Source organism: Nonomuraea sp. NBC_00507 (assembly GCF_036013525.1).
Lineage (GTDB): Bacteria > Actinomycetota > Actinomycetes > Streptosporangiales > Streptosporangiaceae > Nonomuraea.
Map to the genome: position 1 here is coordinate 8864587 of NZ_CP107853.1, position 16170 is coordinate 8880756.

The following is a 16170-nucleotide window of genomic DNA, read 5'->3' on the forward strand; positions in this document are numbered from 1 at the left end:
ATGGGGTGCCGTCCCAGGCAGCGCCGGCCCGTGGTCCGCCGGCCGAACCGCCAGGTCACCGCCCGCGTGAACGCGGCCTGGACACGCCTTGACCGATGGCTGGCCAAGAACGCGCCACGCACCTACGAGGAGCTCAATCCGCCTACCACGCTCAGGGATATCGCCAATGCCGAGGCCACGATGGGCGTGACCTTCCCCGATGATCTGAAAGCGTCGCTGCTGCGCCACAACGGCGCGGAGTTCGGCAAGGGGTCGTTCTTCTTCGTCTACCGCCTGACCCCGGTCGAGGAGATCGTGTGGGACTGGAAGATCAGCTGCGACGTGTCCGAGGACGTGATGCCGTCGGGCTCCAAAGAGCCTCAGGGGTACGTCGACCCCGAAGGGTTCTGGTGGCACGGCAGCGCCATCCCGTTCGCGATGGACGGCGGCGGCGACAACCTGGTGCTCGACGGCAAGGGCCGAGTCGGCAGCTTCTTCCACGAGGAAGGCCTGACCTTCACCGGCAGCTGGGCCTGGCCGTCCTACGCGGACTTCCTCGACGACGTCGCGCACGCGCTGGAGCGTGGGGAACCGCTCCGTGACTCGCCTCACAGCGTCACACCGGAGGGCGACCCGCCGAGCTGCGTCAGGGCAGTTGCCGCAGGCCGGCGGCGGAGAGCAGATAGGCCGGGGCCACGGTGGCGGCATCCGCGGTCAGTAGCTCGACCACGGCGGCGCCGGCGCCCTCGGGGGTCAGCGGCTCTCCCAGCTCCCGGACGTACTCCTCTTCGGGCACGCCGGCACGCGCCGCGTACGCCTGCACGGCGGGCCGGCCCAGTGCGGTCAGCGGCGTGAGCCGGGGCAGCACGGCGGTGAAGGTGATGGCGAGGCCGGCACGCTCGGCCTCGTCCCGCGCGTATGCGGTCATCAGACGCTGAGTGGCCTTGGCTCCGGCGTACCCGCCGCTGAGCGGCGACCCGGCCAGCGCGGCACCACTGCTGACCACGACCACCCGACTGCCGGGGCTCAAGGGCCGGAGCAGGGCCTCGCGCAACCAGTGGAACGCGATCTGGACGTCGGCGTGCCAGTTGACCGAGAACGTCTCCCACGTCTGCTCGTGCAGCGGACGTATGAGCGGGCCGGCGCCGGCCACCAGGACGACGGCGGCCGGTTCATAGCGGTCGAGGAGACGCTTGGCCGTCGCGGCGTCGGCGGCGTCCGCGACCTCGGTTCGGATGTCCGAACGGGCGGGAAGGTGATCGTACCGGCTGAGCGCGATCACCGGGGAGCCGACGTCGGCGATCGCGCCGGCGATCCCGCGTCCCAGCCCTCGGCTCGCGCCGACAACAAGAGTGGTCTTACCCGACAAGTCGCTCACGATGCTTCGTCCTCCTTTTCCTGTGTGGTCGTGATCAGCGCGGAGACTCGAGCAACGCGGCGTTCTCGCGCTCGAGCGCCTTGACCGCGCCGACGGGCCAGCTCGGCGCCAGAGACGCCGACATGGGGTCAGGGAAGATCTCCTCCTCGCCGCCGGCCACGCCGTCGAAGATCGCCTGTGCCACCGACTCCGGAGCGGCCTTCGGTACGTCGAAGCCGCGGGACATCTCGGTGTCGAAGGGTCCTGCCAGCACGGCGTGCACCCGGACACCCCGCGAAGCGAGCAATGCGCGCAGGGACTGGGTGAGCGAGAACGCCGCGGCCTTGGAGATCGAGTACGCGGGGGTCAGCGGCAGGGATGCGAGGGCCGCGAGCGACAACACGTTGGCGACGGCGCCGCGCGAGCGGGTCAATTGCGGCAGGAACGCCTGGGTGACGGCGTACGGGCCGAAGAGGTTGACCGCCAAGTGCCGCTCCAGCACCGCCCGGTCACCGAGGTCGTCGTAGGCCGCCAGCCCGGCGTTGTTGACCAGGACGTCGAGCGCATCGACGCGTTCGGCGGCCGCCTGGATCTGCGCGCCGTCGGTCACGTCGAGCATCAGTGGGGTGACGCGTCCGTCGGGATGGGGCGAGGGCTGCCGCATCCCGGCGTAGACCCGCGCGGCGCCTCTGCGCAAGGCCTCATCGACCAGCGCGCGTCCGAGGCCTCGGTTGGCGCCGGTCACGAGGACGGTCCTGTTCGCGATGGTGTTCGACATGATGGGGTTCTCCGTTCGGTTCTGACGGTGCGGGCTTGCACCACAGACAGACACTGCGGGCCGGCGGAAACTGGGCGGGCCCGTGGCGACCAGTTCAGGCGGCCGGCGGTGTCGGTACCGAGCGGAGAATGACGACGGAGGTGATCCATGTCGGCCGAACTGCTCCAGCGGGCACGGGAGGGTGACCATGACGCGTTCACGGCGCTGATCGAGCCACATCGCGGCGAGCTGCAGGCGCACTGCTACCGCATGCTCGGGTCGTTGCAGGACGCCGAGGACGCGCTGCAGGACGCGTTGCTCTCGGCGTGGGCCGGCCTGGGCGGGTTCGAAGGGCGATCGTCCATCCGCACGTGGCTGTTTCGCATCGTCACCAACCGGTGCCTCAACGTGCTGCGGACGTCAGGGCGCCGGCGGGTGGCGGCTGCGCAGCCCGCGATTTCACCGCCGGAGCCTTCCAGGATGGGCGAGGTGCTGTGGCTGCAGCCGTATCCGGATGTCCTGCTCGACGGCCTGCCCGATCAGGCGCCGGGACCTGAGGCACGGTACGAGTCCCGCGAGGCGATCTCGCTGGCGTTCGTGACCGCCGTTCAACTGCTGCCGCCGAACCAGCGCGCGGTGTTGCTCCTGCGTGACGTGCTCGGCTACCGGGCGAGCGAGGCCGCCGAGCTGCTCGGACTGACCGAGGATGCCGTCACCAGTGCGCTCAAGCGCGCCCGGGCGACTATGGACGCGGCCCGCGCCCCCGAGCGGCCGTCACCGCCACCCGCCGGTGGGCCGGAGGAGCAGGCGCTGGTGGACCGCTTCGTCACGGCCTTCACCGAGCACGACGTGGATGCGCTCATCGCGTTGATGACCGATGACGTGTGGGTGCGGATGCCGCCCCTGCCCTTCGAGTACCGGGGCACCGAGGCGGTCCACCGGTTCTTCACCGCGATCGACGCGCACCGGCGAGGGATCGCCAGGATGGTGCCGGTCCGGGCGAACGGCCAGCCTGCGTGGGGCGAGTACGTCCGCGACCCGGTGACCGGTGCCCTGCGCGTCACGGGGGTCCTCGTGGCAGGCTTCGCCGGCGACCGGATCTGCGAGCTCACGCATTTCGAGACGACGATCGCAGCGCACCTCGGCCTGCCCCGGACACTCGACCAGGACTCCGGCCTTCGCGGCTCGAGTGCCGATCCCGGCGGACGCGCCGCACTGTGAAAACGTCATACGATCCGTCCCGGAAAGGCAGGTGATCGAGGACAGATGCGAGCGCCCGGCGCCCCGTTGTGGGGAGTGACCCCCGAGCAGGCCGCGACGCTGAGCGCGGTCGTGGACACGATCGTCCCCGCCGACGAGTACCCGAGCGGCACCGAGGCCGGTGTGCTCGATTATCTGGAGGGGCGGTTCGACCTGCGCGCGTACTATGCGGCGGGCCTCGACGCCGTAGAGGCCGAGGCGCGCGGGAGGTACGGCGCGCGTTTCCCCGTGCTCTCGTACGAGCGTCGCGAGGAGCTGCTGCGGGGCGTGGAATCCGGCGACACTCGCACGCCATGGCCGTTCGACCCGGTGGTGTTCGTCAACACGGTGGTGGGGCACGTCATGGAGGGCTTCTACGGCGATCCGGACAACGGCGGCAACCGCGACGCCGTCTCCTGGCGGATGATCGGGTTCGAGGTGAGCGATTGATCGGGCGAGAGGGACGCGGCTGATGCGGGCGGACGCGGTCGTGATCGGATCGGGCGCGGGTGGCGGGGTCGCCGCCGCGATCCTCGCCGAGGCCGGCAAGCAGGTGGTCGTGCTGGAACGCGGCCGCGACCTCACGTACGAGCAGATCGGCCGCGACCATCTGCGCAATCACCGCTTCACCCGCTATCCCCACCGCTCCGGCCCGGACTACGAGGACGGCCCGCGGGTCTTCGTCGAGGCGGCGGGCGGCGAGCATGTGGTGCGGCCGCACGAGCCGGGTTTCCACGGCAACGCCACGCTGGTCGGCGGCGGTACGCGGCTCTACGGGGCCCAGGCGTGGCGGTTCCTGCCCGCCGACTTCGCCATGGCGAGCACGTACGGCGTCCCCGAGGGGAGCAGTCTCGCCGACTGGCCCATCGGCTACGACGACCTCGCACCCTTCTACGAACGGGCCGAGTGGGAGATCGGGGTCTGCGGCGACCACCAGGCGAGCAGCCGTCACTGGAAGCGCGCCAGGCCGTACCCCATGCCCCCGCTTCCGGAGGGCCCGCAGGCCAGAGCCCTGCGCCGGGGCGCGTCCGCCCTCGGCTGGGAGGTGCTGCCGGTGCCCCTGCTGATCAACTCGGTGCCGTACGCCGGACGGGCGGCGTGCACCCGCTGCCGGCACTGTGTCGGCTTCGCCTGCCGGGTGGAGGCGAAGAACGGCTCGCACAACACGGTGCTACGCCGCGCGCTCGCCACCGGCCGCGCCCGGCTGCTGCCGGAGGCGGTGGCCGAACGAATCGAATGCGATCCCGCGGGCCGGGTCACCGGCGTCCGCTGGGTGGACCGGTCAGGGGCGCGCCACGTCGTCGAGGCCGAGGTCGTCGTCTGCGCGGCCGGTGCGATCGAGACGGCGCGGCTGCTCCAGAACTCACGGACGCGGCGCGAGCCGTACGGGCTGGGCAACAACCACGATCAGGTGGGGCGGCACGTGCAAGGCCACGCCTACGCCTGGGCTCTGGGCGAGATGCCGGAGCCCGTGTACGACGGGCTCGGGCCCGGCGTCTCGCTGGCGACACTCGACGTCGCGCACCACAACGACGGCGTCATCGGCGGGGCGATGCTCGCCGACGAGTTCACCGTGCTGCCGATCGCCTTCTGGGCCGGCAATCTGCCTCCTGACCTGCCCCGCTGGGGCATGGAGAACAAGCGGTACATCCGGGAGAAGTACCGCCACGTCATGCGGGTGGGCGGTCCGGTCCAGGAAATCCCCAGCCCGCACGCGAGGACGCGACTCGACCCCCACGTACGCGACCGGTGGGGCATCCCTGTCGCCCGCCTGTCCGGCACGACACATCCGGAGACCGTGCGTACCGCGGCCTACATTGCCGGCCGGGCCCGCGCCTGGCTGCTCGCCTCGGGCGCGCGGCGGACGTGGACGCAGCCGGCTCCCCTGGCCCTGTACGCGGGTCAGCACCAATCGGGAACGTGCCGGATGGGCGATGACGAGCGGACGTCGGTCGTGGACCGGTGGGGCCGTGTCCACGGCCACGACAACCTCTATGTCATGGACGCCTCCGTGCACGTCACCAATGGCGCCGTCAATCCCGTGCTGACGATCATGGCCCTGGCGTTTCGCGCGGCCGAGCATGTCTGCGCCGAGTGGTGACGCCGAGCACCTCAGATGCTCTGGCGGACGGGGCGCAGCAGACGGGCGATCAGCACCGGCATGGCCACCACGACGGCGAGGATGCCGGCGGCCGCGGCGCCGGCGAGGGTCCACTCGAACGTGCTCGGGATGGCCTTGTCGTTGACCGCGCCCAGATCCTGATGGCGATGCTGGTCCCCAGGACACACAGCAGGCCGGAGATGGCCAGCGATCCCGCCCAGGAGAACTCCCGCTTGCCGATCCGCCATACGCGAGGTCAGCCTGATGATCGAAGGCCGACCCGATGAGGCTCGGCCCGGCGTACGCCTGCCTCATCAAAAAAGGCCCTCGCATCAGCGGACGGCTACGTAGCCCGGGAGGTGCTTGGCCTCGACGGGTGCAGAGCGATGCTCATCGGAACGGAGCAGTAGAGGCTCACCTCTGCAGTGCAGTCCTCCTCCAGCTCAGCCCGCGCGACAGAGAACTTCGCGATCGTAGGCCGAGACTGAGGCAATGCGGAGGTAGCGCGGTATTTCCTCATTGCCCCAGCGTGACCCGGACACCGGACCGTCGCCCTATTGGGCGGCCGGGGTCATGAGTCGTTGGCCGGTGACGAACTCGCTCCACAGCGCGAAGTCGAGCCGTCTCGGTGGCGCTTCGACGTAGCTGACCGATCCGCGGGCGGCTCCGAAGCTGAGGGTAAACCGGGTCGTGGCGCCGCGGTCCTGGGGCGGCGTGGCATTCGGCGGGAGGATCTCGTCGAGCGCGATTCGATATTTCTTCTGGTACGGCGGCGCGGCCCGCTCCAGCGTCTGCGGGAGAACGGTCTTGCTTGCGGGGATGGACACGAGCACGAGGGGCGTGCCGTCCGGTGCCCGCCCGTTGAACGCGAGCACCTCCTGCGTGCCGGCCGAGCCGTGATACCGCGCCGAGCCCGATCCGACCCGCGACCCGGACGGGCACGCCGCGGGCCCCCGCTCGCGCAACGCAGCTTCGTCGCAGACGGGGAACGCCTCCGGGCGGAGCCGTACCGACCGGTCGAAGAGGAACACGAAACGCCTCGCCGCCGCGGGCTTCTCTCCCGATTCCGTACGGCTGCGCCGGTCGAAGGTGATGGTGACGCCGTTGTGACCGCCCCCGTCCGGGGCCACGTCGACGTCGAGCGTGTCGAGGTTCTCCGGGCCGCCGACCGGTGGTTCGTACGGCCGGTCCGGTCCCGCGGGCGCGGGATCCGGCAGGATCGCGCCCGTGATCGTGACCGCCATGAGAAGGTTCGCCAGTTGAAGGATCATGGCATCAATGGTGGGCGGCGGACGGAGGCGCACCCATGGCCGGATTTATCCTGGGCACCGCGGTACCACCCTTACGAGACAAGAATGACCGATACTAGCGAGATGGACCGGCGTGCCGAGCTCAGCGAGTTCCTCAGGAACCGGCGTGCCCGCCTGAAGCCAGAACAGGCAGGCATCCAGCCGTTCGGCGGGCGGCGCCGCGTGCCCGGTCTCCGCCGCGAGGAACTCGCCTACCTGGCGGGCATGAGTGTGGACTACTACATCCGTCTCGAGCAGGGCAAGGTCCGGAACGTCTCCGAACCCATCCTCGAGGCTCTCACCCGGGCCCTGAGCCTCAGCGAAGACGAGCGCGCCTACCTCCGCAACCTCGTCAAACCGAGCCACAGGCGGCCCGTCAGCCGCCCGAAGGTGCTCCCCGGCCTGTTACGACTGCTGGACATGGCCGAGGGCGTACCCGCCTATGTGGTGGGTCACCGGGCCGATGTGCTGGCGTGGAACGGCCTGGCATCCGCGGTCTTCACCGATTTCGCCGCGCTGTCTCCTCGCGACCGCAACTGGGCCCGGATGATCTTCCTTAACCGCTCCGTCCAGGCCGTTTTCGCCGACTGGACATCAAAAGGCCGGGATACTGTCGCCTACCTGCGCGTCCAGGCGGCGAGCCACCCCGGCGACGCCGAACTCGCGGCGCTCGTCGGCGAATTGTCGGTCAAGAGCGACCACTTTCGCACGTGGTGGGCCGCCCACCACGTGCGCGATCATGCCCGTGGCCGGAAGCGGTTCATCCATCCGCTGGTGGGTGAGATGACGCTCGACTTCGAGTGTCTGAGACCCGCCGATGGCGGTGATCAGACCCTGGTGGTGTACACCGCGGAGGCGGGGGCGGCGTCCGAGCGGGCGCTTCGCCTGCTCGCCAACTGGGGCGCGGATGCCGCCACGGGTGCCGAGGCCGGCGAGCCCGAGGTCGGGAGACTCTAGGAGAGTTGCATGCGGGTTCAGCTGACCGCCTTCCTCGGCCTGCTGTTCTCGCGGATGACGTTCGCGTGGCTCACGTGCTACACCATGGCGATCGACAAGGCACGGGCGCTGTTCGACCACTCGCGGGTACGGCGTGCCATGGAGGCCGTCACGGGCGCGGTGCTGCAGGGTTTCGGTGTCCGTCTGGCCCTCTCACAGCGCTCACGCGGTTCCCCTTACGGCCGAAGGCGCCGGGACCCGCGTGGAACAGGCCGATGAGGAGGACACCCGTGCTGACGGCGGCGACCAAGGCTTCCTGACGTTCCGCGGAGGTAGCCTCCAAACATGCTCCATGGGCGGGAAGAGGAACTTCAGGCGTTGAGCGGCCTCGTTTCCGATACTCGCCGTGGCCAGGGCCGCGCCCTCGTGCTGCGGGGCGAGGCCGGGATCGGGAAGACCGCACTGCTGCGGCGGGCGGTCGCGGAGGCCGGGTCCGCCGTGCGGGTGGTCGGCTGCTCGGGCGTGCAGACGGAGCTCCCGCTGGCCTTCGGAGGGCTGCACCAGTTGCTGCACCAGTTGCTGTCCCCCGCTGCTCGACCTGCTGCCTGAGCTGCCGGAGGAGAAGGCCTGCGGCGTTGCGCAGCGCGTTGGGCCTGTCCACCGCGTCCACCGCCGACCTGCCGGTGCGCGTCGCCGCGCTCTCGCTGCTGCGACGGCCTTCCCATCGGCCTCCTCGCCGCCCTGCGGGAACCGAGGGGGCCCTGGAGATCCGGGATCTCCCCCGGATCACGCTCCCCGGGCTTGCCGACGAGGCCGCCTCCGCGCTGCTCGACGAACAGGGGTGGGGGTCACCCGGGCCTGCCAGGCGCGCGATCGTCTCGGCCGTCGGCGGCAACCCACTGGCGCTGGAGGAGGTGGTACGGCTCGGCGATCCGTCCGAGGTGGCCGAGAGGATCGTCCTTACCGGCACGGCCCCGGTCGGCCGGCGTCTGCGCGCGGTCTACGCGGAGCGGACCAGGGATCTTCCCGAGCAGGTGCGCACCCTGCTCCTGGTGGCCGCCGCGGAGGACAGCGGCCGCACCGACATCGTGCTGGGCGCGGCCGGCCGGCTCGGGGCCGCCGCCGGTGCGTTGGACGCGGCCGAGCGCGCGGAGCATCTGGACCTGTCCGGGCCGCGGCTGCGCTTCCGGCACCCGCTCGTGCGCGCCGCCGTGTACGCCGACGCCTCCGCGCAGCGCCGGGCAAGCGTCCACCGGGCTCTCGCCGACGAACTGGCGTCGCGAGCAGGCCCGGCCCAACGGCGCGGCGTACACCGCCAGCGCCGTTCATCCGGGTGCCCGGACTGTCGGTTACATGACCGGTACGTCCGTGCCGGTCGACGGGGGCGCGACCGCGGGCCGCGAGATGGTGCTCCCGCCGGGAACCCCACGATCCTGAGCGAGTCGCCGGTCAAGCGGGCACCTGGTAGAGGGCACCGTCGTCCCAGGTCGCCGTGTAGACGGCGCCGACGGCGTTCACACCGAGCGCGACGGGTGAGCCGAGGCCGGACATGACCGCGACGGCGCTTCCGTCCGGCTCCACCCGTTTGATGGCGCCCGCCGCCCGGTCCGTGGCGAACAGGCGGTCGTCCTGACCGATGACCAGGCCGACGCCGAGCCCGTCGAAGTCGTCGGAGTGCGTGGACACCCGGCCATCGCGGCCGATGCGTGACAGGATCCCGCCGTCGTAGTTGGCCACGAAGATCGTGCCTTGGGCGTCCTCGGCCACGCCGACAGGCGTGCTGAGCCCACCGGTCACTCTGCTGACCGTGCCGTCGGGGGCGACCCGCATGATCTCGTCGCTGGCCCGGTTGCAGACCAGCAGATTGCCGCGGGAATCGAAGCTGATGCCCGCCGGGGTGTGAAATCCCGTCGCGAACTCCTGCCGCCGCCCTGCTGGGCTGATCCGGTAGACGGTGTCGCCGGAGTAGCTGGCGACGTAAAGGTTGCCCTCGGTGTCCAAGGCCAGCCCGGCGGGCGAGGACACCTCCGCGAAGGTCGAGCGCGCGCCGTCCGGGGTGACGCGTTCGACCGTTCCGCCCGACCAGTTGGAGACGTACAGCGTCCCATCCGGAGCGAACGCCAGGCCGGTCGGCGCTGAGAAGCCGGTGTGGATCGCCGCGGGCGCGGCGCCAGCGGACGACGACGAACCGGGCGACGGAGCGCCCGTGCTTCCTCTCCCACCAGGCAAGCCCAGGGATCGAAGGTGTTGGTGGTGCCGATCCGTTGCCGCGGTCACTTCTCCTCCAGGAGGGCTCGGTAGTGGGCGATCTTCTTGTACAGTGCGCGCATACTCGATCGCAAGCTCCGCAGGCGCTGGTCAACGACCTTGCGATGGTCGCTCAGCAGTTCCAGCCTGGCGGCGATGCTCTCGTCGCCGGCCCGGCGCAGTTCGGCGAACAGCTTCATGTCGGCGATCGACATGCCCGTGTCGCGCAGGCGCATCAGGAAGGCGAGCCACTCCATGTCGGCCGTCGCGTACCGGCGCACGCCGACTCGGCTGCGGCGGACGGGTTGGATGAGTCCGGCCTTCTCGTAGTAGCGCAGGGTGTCCGCGGACAGACCGGTCCTGCGCGATACTTCGGTGATCGACAAAGTCTCCGCGTCATCGTTCGGCTGTGGCGATGCTGGCATGGGAACACGCTAGGAGTTGGAGCGCACTCCAACGCAAGCCCGCCCTCTGCCAGGAAAAACGCGCACTGCAGACTTATCGCGGGCTGCGGGTGAGCACCTCCCGATCGTCACGCCCCGTCAGTCCTGACGCCCACAGGGCCGGTCAGAATCCGGAGTCTGGCACAGATTCCGTGATCTCCAGATGGACTCGGCCCGGAACCTGTTGATCACGTTGCGTGATCGTCTCAGAGCTTTGGAAGTCTTCTCCCTCACCTGGCCGGTGTCTGAATCGAGCGAATCTTCCGCACCGGTAAGTCGGTACGAATCCAGGCCAGAACGGGCACGTCGCAGGCAGCGTGTCCGGCGTGCGGCAGGGTGTCGGAGAGGTTGCACACAAATGATCTTACCTCGAAGCCTCGTGCGCGCTCTGACGGAACAGTGACGGAACAGCCCGCTAATCGATCTTCTACCGCACGGATGAAGAATCGGACACCTTCAACGAACCTGCAGGCCAGTGACGGCGCGGCCGATGATCAGCCGCTGGATCTCCGACGTCCCCTCGAAAATGGTGAAGATCTTGGCGTCTCGGTGGAAACGCTCCACCGGATGGTCTCTCGTATACCCGGCGCCGCCCAGGATCTGGATCGCCTGCTCCGTCACCCACACCGCCGTCTCCCCCGCCACCAGCTTCGACATCGACCCCTCCGCCTGCTCGAACTGCCGGCCCTGGCGGGCCATCCAGGCCGCGCGCCAGGTCAGGAGGCGGGCGACGTCCACGCGGGTGGCCATGTCGGCGAGGAGGAAGGCGATCGACTGGTTCTCGCCGATCTTGCGGCCGAACTGTTCACGCTCGCGGGCATAGTCCCTGGCGTACTCGAAGGCCGCCCGGGCGATGCCCACGGCCATGGCGGCGACCGACGGGCGGGTGGTCTCGAACGTCCGCATGGCCGACTGCTCGCCGGCCCGTTCGCCGTTGCGTACGCGGGCCAGCCGGGCGTCGAGCCTGTCCTTGCCTCCGAGCAGGCAGGAGCCGGGGATGCGGACGTCGTCCAGGATCACCTCGGCCGTGTGGGAGGCGCGGATGCCGTGCTTGCGGAACTTCTGGCCCATGGACAGGCCCGGCGTGCCCGGGGGGATGACGAAGGAGGCCTGGCCACGGGTGCCGAGGGACGGCTCGACGGAGGCGACGACCACGTGGACGTCGGCGATGCCGCCGTTCGTGGCCCAGGTCTTGACGCCGTTCAGCACCCAGTCACCCCGGTCGTGGACGGCGCGGGTGCGGATCGAGCCGATGTCGGAGCCGGCGTCGGGCTCGGAGGCGCAGAAGGCGCCCAGTTTGACGTCGTTCTCGGAGCCGAACATCTGCGGGAGCCACTCCCCCATCTGCTCGGGGGTGCCGTTCGAGGACAGGGCGGCGGCGGCCAGGCCGGTGCCGACGATGGACAGGCCGATGCCCGCGTCGCCCCAGAAGATCTCCTCGAACGCCACGGGCAGCCCGATCCCGCTCTCCTCGAACCACTGGGTGGCGAAGAAGTCCAAGGAGTACAGGCCGATCTTGGCGGCTTCCTGGATGACCGGCCAGGGGGTCTCCTCGCGCTCGTCCCATTCGGCGCCGGCGGGGCGGATCACGTCGCGGGCGAACGCGTGCACCCAGTCGCGCACCTCGATCACGTCGTTACTGAGCTCCGGGCAGAACCCGCTCATGCGCTGCACTCCTCACCTTGGCCGCACCGTTACCGCTGGTAACACCTTACCGACCGGTACTCTCGGCTGGAATGCCCCCTGCCTGCTGGACCATTCAGGCAGGCAGGGTGATCATGGGTGGGCGTTCCGAGATCCGGACGTCGCGGTTCAGGACGTCGTGACCGCAACAGCCGCGCCGGAACTGGGCCAGGAGTAGCGACGGTTCGTGAAATGCCTGGATTTTGCCTTGGCGTTGCAGGCGGGACCAGGCGGCCAGCATGATCTGGGACGCCATGCCGCCGAGCGCCTCGGTCGACTGCGGGGCGTGCTCCCGCGACCCCAGGTCCACCTGCGCGAAGGCGTCCAGCCCGGCCAGGTCGAGCAGGTCGATCAGCAGGCCCAGCTCGACGCCGTACCCGGTGAGGAAGGGGACGCGCTCGAGCGCCGAGCGGCGGCCGGCGTACTCACCGGCCAGCGGCTGCACGAAGCCGGCCAGCATCGGCCAATGCAGGTTGATGAGCGGGCGCGCGACCAGCTCGGTGACCCGGCCGCCACCGTTGGGCGCGCCGTTCAGCGGGCGGTCGTAGCAGCCCTTGACGTAGCCGACGGTGGGGTCGGCGAGCAGCGGCCCGAGCACCCCGCAGATCAGCGAGGCGCGAAATCCCCTGATGTCGGCGTCGGCGAACACCAGCACGTCACCGCCGGTGACCGCCAGCGACTTCCACAGGGCCTCGCCCTTGCCGTCCAGCGGCTCGAGCTCCGGCAGGATCTCGTCCTGGGCGTGCACCCGGGCTCCGGCACGCGCGGCCACCCGAGCGGTGTCGTCGCAGGAGCGCGAGTCGATGACCACGATCTCGTCGACCAGCCCGTCCAGCTCGCGCCGGATGACGCGGACGATGTCGCCGATGGTCTCTCGTTCGTCGCGGGCTGGGAGCACCACGCTGACGGTGGTGTCCCCTTTGGCGGCCACCAGGTCCCGGACCGGCCAGTCCCCGGCAGACGAAGTACGGCGCCGCAACCATCCGGATACTTCTGGAAGCATGCGACACCTCCCCCCGAATCCCCCAACTCGTCCCCATTCCCGTCAGGGGGCAAGTTATGTGCTGGCCGCGTGGCGCTCCAGGAAGGTGTAGACGTCCGCCTCGTCAACGCCGGGGAACGACCCGGGCGGCAGCGCGGCCAGGACGTGGGAGTTGGCACGGGCCGACGGCCAGGCGTACCCCTCCCAGCGTTCGGCCAGCTCGGTGGGCGGGCGGCGGCAGCAGTCGCCGCCCGGGCAGTTGGACTTGGTGCGGTTGGTGGTCTCGCGGCCGCGGAACCACCGCGACTCCTTGAACGGCACCCCCAGCGTGATGGCGAAGTCCCGCTCGCGGGACGGATCCACGTGCGCCACGCAGAAGTAGGTTCCCGTGGGCGAGTCGGAGTATTGGTAGTAGACGGAGAACCGGTCCGGAGAGGCGAACACCTGCCGCCCCGACCACTGCAGGCACATCCGCTGGCCCTCGATGGCGCCCTGCTCGTCGGCGGGGAACTCGATGCCGTCGTTCTCGTAGGCCTTGTAGATGGTGCCGCCGGCGTCATTGCGCACGAAGTGGCAGACGAGGCCCAGGTGGTGGGTGGCGAGGTTGGTGAAGCGGTGCGCGGCCATCTCGTACGACACCGCGAACACGTCCCGGAGATCCTCCACCGACAGCGCCCGGTCGCTCTTGGCCTCCTGCAGGTAGAGCGTGGCGGCCCGCTCGGGGACGAGGACGGCGGCGGCGAAGTAGTTGGCCTCGGTGCGCTGGCGCAGGAAGTCGGCGAAGTCGCGGGGCTTGTCGTGGCCGAGCGCCAGGTGGCCGAGCGTCTGGAGCAGGATCGTGCGCGGGGTGTGCATGCCGAGCTGCTCATGCTTGACGTAGATGCGGCGGTGGCGCAGGTCGGTGATGGAGCGTACGGAGCGGGGAAGGTCCTGCGCGGTGTGCACGGTGTAGCCGAAATGCGTCACCAGACTCTGGATCGTGCTCTGGGACAACGCGCCGGTGCGGTAGCCGACCGCGTCGAGCGCCTTGGCGGCGGCCTCCTCGATCTCGGGGAAGTAGTTGCCCACCTCGCGCTGGCGCCGCCGCAGCTCGGCGTTGGCGGCCCGGGCCTCCTCGGGGGTGGCGGTGCCGCGGGCCTGCCGGGCACGCAGCTCGCCGTAGAGCCCGAGGATGTGCTCCAGCACGTCGTTCGGCACGCGGGCGGAGACCTTCAGCCGCGGCAGCCCGAGCCCGGCGTAAACGGGGTCACGCTGCGCCTCCTCCAGGGCGATCTCGAGCTGGGCGCGGCGGTTGGGCGGCTGGCGGCGCAGCAGCTCCTCGATGGGCACGCCGAGCGCGGAGGCCAGCGCCTTGAGCAGCGACAGCTTGGGCTCGCGCTTGCCGTTTTCCAGCAGCGACAGCTGGCTCGGCGCCCTGCTCACGCGCGAGCCCAGGTCGGACAGGGTCATGCCGCGCTGTTTGCGCAGGTGGCGCAGGCGCTGGCCAAACGCAATGAGATCCAGCTCTTGCGTCAAAGACAGCGGTTCTTCACCCAGCAAGGACGCCATGGCCCGATCTTAGACAGAAATTCGGTCCATCTTCTAGCCCTAGCGCCACATCGTCCGCCACAGTGCGATTGGTCTAGGCCAACGGTAAAACTCTCGATTTCTTCTCCTTCAAATACCCGTCAGTAATGGACAGGTTCAGAATTTTTGCGAATCTTCTCAGCCGCTCTGCCTATTGGGCGAGCCGTCCCGGGCACGAGACTCGGCGTAAGCACCCAGGGGACGACAAAGGAGTGAACGATGAACGATCGCCTCAAGGGAGCTGCTGAGCAGCTGCGGGACGAGTGGGACAACGATCCTCGATGGGAGGGCGTCGAGCGCACCTACAGCGCCGAAGACGTGATCAGGTTGCGCGGCAGCGTCCAGGAGGAGCACACGCTGGCCCGGCTCGGCGCCGAGCGGCTGTGGGACCTCCTGCACACCGAGGACTACGTCCACGCCCTCGGCGCGCTGACCGGCAACCAGGCCGTGCAGCAGGTGAAGGCCGGCCTGAAGGCGATCTACCTGTCCGGCTGGCAGGTCGCGGCGGACGCGAACCTGGGCGGGCAGACGTACCCGGACCAGAGCCTGTACCCGGCCAACTCCGTGCCGGCCGTCGTGCGCCGCATCAACAACGCGCTGCTGCGCGCCGACCAGATCACCTGGTCGGAAGGCATTGAGGCGCCGCACTGGCTCGCGCCGATCGTGGCCGACGCCGAAGCCGGGTTCGGCGGCGTGCTCAACGCGTTCGAGCTCATGAAGGGCATGATCGCGGCCGGTGCCGCAGGCGTGCACTGGGAGGACCAGCTCGCCTCCGAGAAGAAGTGCGGCCACCTGGGCGGCAAGGTGCTCATCCCGACCGGCCAGCACATCAAGACCCTCAACGCCGCCCGCCTCGCCGCCGACGTCTGCGGCGTCCCTTCACTGATCATCGCGCGGACCGACGCCCAGGCCGCGACGCTCCTGACCAGTGACGTGGACCCGCGCGACCAGCAGTTCACCACCGGCGAGCGCACCGCCGAGGGCTTCTACCGGGTCAGGAACGGCATCCAGGCGTGCATCGCGCGCGGCGTGGCCTACGCGCCGTACTCCGACCTGCTCTGGATGGAGACCGGCACGCCCGACCTGGACGTGGCGCGCGAGTTCGCCGAGGCGATCAAGGCCGAGTACCCGGACCAGATGCTCGCCTACAACTGCTCGCCCTCGTTCAACTGGAAGAAGCACCTGGACGACTCGACGATCGCCAAGTTCCAGCGGGAGCTCGGGCACATGGGGTACACGTTCCAGTTCATCACCCTCGCCGGGTTCCACTCCCTGAACCACGGCATGTTCGACCTCGCCCAGGGGTACGCGAACGACGGCATGACGGCGTACGTCGAGCTGCAGGAGGCCGAGTTCGCCGCCGAGTCGCGCGGCTACACCGCGACGCGGCACCAGCGCGAGGTCGGCACCGGCTACTTCGACCTGGTCAGCACGGCCGTGGCGCCCGACTCCTCGACCACCGCCCTCAAGGGCTCGACGGAAGAGGAGCAGTTCACCCACTGATCCCCTGATCTCGCCGGCCACCTCCAGGGCATGGGATGGTTCCCCGGCGACGGCCGCGTCAGTCTCCCCCCAGCGACTGGCGCGGCCC

The 16170-nt window shown here is 69.9% G+C and carries 17 protein-coding genes and 1 pseudogene; 9 read left to right on the forward strand and 9 right to left on the reverse strand.

What is annotated here, in order from left to right; all coding sequences use genetic code 11:
* Positions 1 to 528, forward strand: a pseudogene (locus tag OHA25_RS61650) (SMI1/KNR4 family protein); the annotation flags it as partial.
* 97 nt (positions 529 to 625) lie between these two features.
* On the opposite strand, the gene OHA25_RS42760 reads toward OHA25_RS61650, so the two are convergent.
* Both OHA25_RS42760 and OHA25_RS42765 read right to left on the reverse strand, forming a co-directional pair.
* Positions 626 to 1357 (reverse strand): SDR family oxidoreductase, encoded by a 732-nt coding sequence (locus tag OHA25_RS42760; RefSeq protein ID WP_327582618.1) that lies wholly within the window; start codon positions 1355 to 1357, stop codon positions 626 to 628.
* A 34-nt stretch (positions 1358 to 1391) separates the two neighbouring features.
* Positions 1392 to 2114 carry an SDR family NAD(P)-dependent oxidoreductase gene (locus tag OHA25_RS42765; RefSeq protein ID WP_327582619.1) on the reverse strand — a complete coding sequence of 241 codons (723 nt, stop codon included), beginning with the start codon at positions 2112 to 2114 and terminating at the stop codon, positions 1392 to 1394.
* A 147-nt stretch (positions 2115 to 2261) separates the two neighbouring features.
* Here OHA25_RS42765 and OHA25_RS42770 point away from each other — a divergent pair, with 147 nt between their 5' ends.
* The 3 genes from OHA25_RS42770 to OHA25_RS42780 are packed head-to-tail and all read left to right on the forward strand — an operon-like array spanning position 2262 to position 5433.
* Complete coding sequence (locus OHA25_RS42770) at positions 2262 to 3314, forward strand: sigma-70 family RNA polymerase sigma factor (RefSeq protein ID WP_327582620.1); 1053 nt, start codon at positions 2262 to 2264, stop codon at positions 3312 to 3314.
* A 45-nt stretch (positions 3315 to 3359) separates the two neighbouring features.
* Positions 3360 to 3782: a gluconate 2-dehydrogenase subunit 3 family protein gene (locus OHA25_RS42775; RefSeq protein ID WP_327582621.1), complete on the forward strand. Its 423-nt coding sequence runs from the start codon at positions 3360 to 3362 to the stop codon at positions 3780 to 3782.
* Positions 3783 to 3804: 22 nt separating this feature from the next.
* A complete protein-coding gene (locus OHA25_RS42780; RefSeq protein WP_327582622.1) occupies positions 3805 to 5433 on the forward strand; it encodes a GMC family oxidoreductase in 1629 nt (542 codons plus the stop codon).
* Between the two features lie 11 nt (positions 5434 to 5444).
* On the opposite strand, the gene OHA25_RS42785 is transcribed toward OHA25_RS42780, so the two are convergent.
* Positions 5445 to 5621: a hypothetical protein gene (locus OHA25_RS42785; protein ID WP_327582623.1), complete on the reverse strand. Its 177-nt coding sequence runs from the start codon at positions 5619 to 5621 to the stop codon at positions 5445 to 5447.
* A gap of 366 nt (positions 5622 to 5987) precedes the next feature.
* Positions 5988 to 6704 carry a hypothetical protein gene (locus tag OHA25_RS42790; RefSeq protein ID WP_327582624.1) on the reverse strand — a complete coding sequence of 239 codons (717 nt, stop codon included), beginning with the start codon at positions 6702 to 6704 and terminating at the stop codon, positions 5988 to 5990.
* Positions 6705 to 6788: 84 nt separating this feature from the next.
* Between OHA25_RS42790 and OHA25_RS42795 the strand changes: the two genes are divergently transcribed.
* The 4 genes from OHA25_RS42795 to OHA25_RS42810 all read left to right on the forward strand — a co-directional run bounded on the left by OHA25_RS42795 (position 6789) and on the right by OHA25_RS42810 (position 9211).
* Complete coding sequence (locus OHA25_RS42795; RefSeq protein ID WP_327582625.1) at positions 6789 to 7679, forward strand: helix-turn-helix transcriptional regulator; 891 nt, start codon at positions 6789 to 6791, stop codon at positions 7677 to 7679.
* 9 nt (positions 7680 to 7688) lie between these two features.
* Entirely contained in the window at positions 7689 to 7937 is a 249-nt protein-coding gene (locus tag OHA25_RS42800; protein ID WP_327582626.1) for a hypothetical protein, read from the forward strand.
* 66 nt (positions 7938 to 8003) lie between these two features.
* Entirely contained in the window at positions 8004 to 8267 is a 264-nt protein-coding gene (locus OHA25_RS42805) for an ATP-binding protein (protein ID WP_327582627.1), read from the forward strand.
* A 26-nt stretch (positions 8268 to 8293) separates the two neighbouring features.
* Complete coding sequence (locus tag OHA25_RS42810; protein ID WP_327582628.1) at positions 8294 to 9211, forward strand: hypothetical protein; 918 nt, start codon at positions 8294 to 8296, stop codon at positions 9209 to 9211.
* Here the strand turns inward: OHA25_RS42810 and OHA25_RS42815 are convergent.
* The 5 genes from OHA25_RS42815 to OHA25_RS42835 all read right to left on the reverse strand — a co-directional run bounded on the left by OHA25_RS42815 (position 9108) and on the right by OHA25_RS42835 (position 14561).
* Positions 9108 to 9887, reverse strand: coding sequence for a Vgb family protein (locus OHA25_RS42815; RefSeq protein WP_327582629.1), 780 nt, complete (start codon positions 9885 to 9887; stop codon positions 9108 to 9110). The genes OHA25_RS42810 and OHA25_RS42815 overlap by 104 nt on opposite strands.
* Positions 9888 to 9931: 44 nt before the next feature.
* A complete protein-coding gene (locus OHA25_RS42820) occupies positions 9932 to 10330 on the reverse strand; it encodes a MerR family transcriptional regulator (protein WP_327582630.1) in 399 nt (132 codons plus the stop codon).
* Positions 10331 to 10804: 474 nt separating this feature from the next.
* Positions 10805 to 12013: an acyl-CoA dehydrogenase family protein gene (locus OHA25_RS42825; protein ID WP_327582631.1), complete on the reverse strand. Its 1209-nt coding sequence runs from the start codon at positions 12011 to 12013 to the stop codon at positions 10805 to 10807.
* A gap of 94 nt (positions 12014 to 12107) precedes the next feature.
* The gene (locus OHA25_RS42830) at positions 12108 to 13034 is read right to left on the reverse strand and encodes a glucosyl-3-phosphoglycerate synthase (protein ID WP_327582632.1); all 927 of its coding nucleotides are present in this window, start codon (positions 13032 to 13034) and stop codon (positions 12108 to 12110) included.
* Between the two features lie 54 nt (positions 13035 to 13088).
* Positions 13089 to 14561 carry a helix-turn-helix domain-containing protein gene (locus OHA25_RS42835; protein WP_327582633.1) on the reverse strand — a complete coding sequence of 491 codons (1473 nt, stop codon included), beginning with the start codon at positions 14559 to 14561 and terminating at the stop codon, positions 13089 to 13091.
* A gap of 237 nt (positions 14562 to 14798) precedes the next feature.
* Here OHA25_RS42835 and aceA point away from each other — a divergent pair, with 237 nt between their 5' ends.
* Entirely contained in the window at positions 14799 to 16082 is a 1284-nt protein-coding gene (aceA, locus tag OHA25_RS42840; RefSeq protein ID WP_327582634.1) for an isocitrate lyase, read from the forward strand.
* The last annotated feature ends 88 nt before the right edge of the window (positions 16083 to 16170 follow it).

Excerpts from the sequence above, each read along its gene's own strand:
- OHA25_RS42770 (WP_327582620.1), top strand. The coding sequence starts at position 2,262 with ATGTCGGCCGAACTGCTCCAGCGGGCACGGGAGGGTGACCATGACGCG.
- aceA (WP_327582634.1), top strand. The coding sequence starts at position 14,799 with ATGAACGATCGCCTCAAGGGAGCTGCTGAGCAGCTGCGGGACGAGTGG.
- OHA25_RS42800 (WP_327582626.1), top strand. The coding sequence starts at position 7,689 with ATGCGGGTTCAGCTGACCGCCTTCCTCGGCCTGCTGTTCTCGCGGATG.
- OHA25_RS42820 (WP_327582630.1), bottom strand. The coding sequence starts at position 10,330 with ATGCCAGCATCGCCACAGCCGAACGATGACGCGGAGACTTTGTCGATC.
- OHA25_RS42765 (WP_327582619.1), bottom strand. The coding sequence starts at position 2,114 with ATGTCGAACACCATCGCGAACAGGACCGTCCTCGTGACCGGCGCCAAC.
- OHA25_RS42790 (WP_327582624.1), bottom strand. The coding sequence starts at position 6,704 with ATGATCCTTCAACTGGCGAACCTTCTCATGGCGGTCACGATCACGGGC.
- OHA25_RS42835 (WP_327582633.1), bottom strand. The coding sequence starts at position 14,561 with ATGGCGTCCTTGCTGGGTGAAGAACCGCTGTCTTTGACGCAAGAGCTG.
- OHA25_RS42795 (WP_327582625.1), top strand. The coding sequence starts at position 6,789 with ATGACCGATACTAGCGAGATGGACCGGCGTGCCGAGCTCAGCGAGTTC.
- OHA25_RS42830 (WP_327582632.1), bottom strand. The coding sequence starts at position 13,034 with ATGCTTCCAGAAGTATCCGGATGGTTGCGGCGCCGTACTTCGTCTGCC.
- OHA25_RS42825 (WP_327582631.1), bottom strand. The coding sequence starts at position 12,013 with ATGAGCGGGTTCTGCCCGGAGCTCAGTAACGACGTGATCGAGGTGCGC.
- OHA25_RS42805 (WP_327582627.1), top strand. The coding sequence starts at position 8,004 with ATGCTCCATGGGCGGGAAGAGGAACTTCAGGCGTTGAGCGGCCTCGTT.
- OHA25_RS42775 (WP_327582621.1), top strand. The coding sequence starts at position 3,360 with ATGCGAGCGCCCGGCGCCCCGTTGTGGGGAGTGACCCCCGAGCAGGCC.
- OHA25_RS42780 (WP_327582622.1), top strand. The coding sequence starts at position 3,805 with ATGCGGGCGGACGCGGTCGTGATCGGATCGGGCGCGGGTGGCGGGGTC.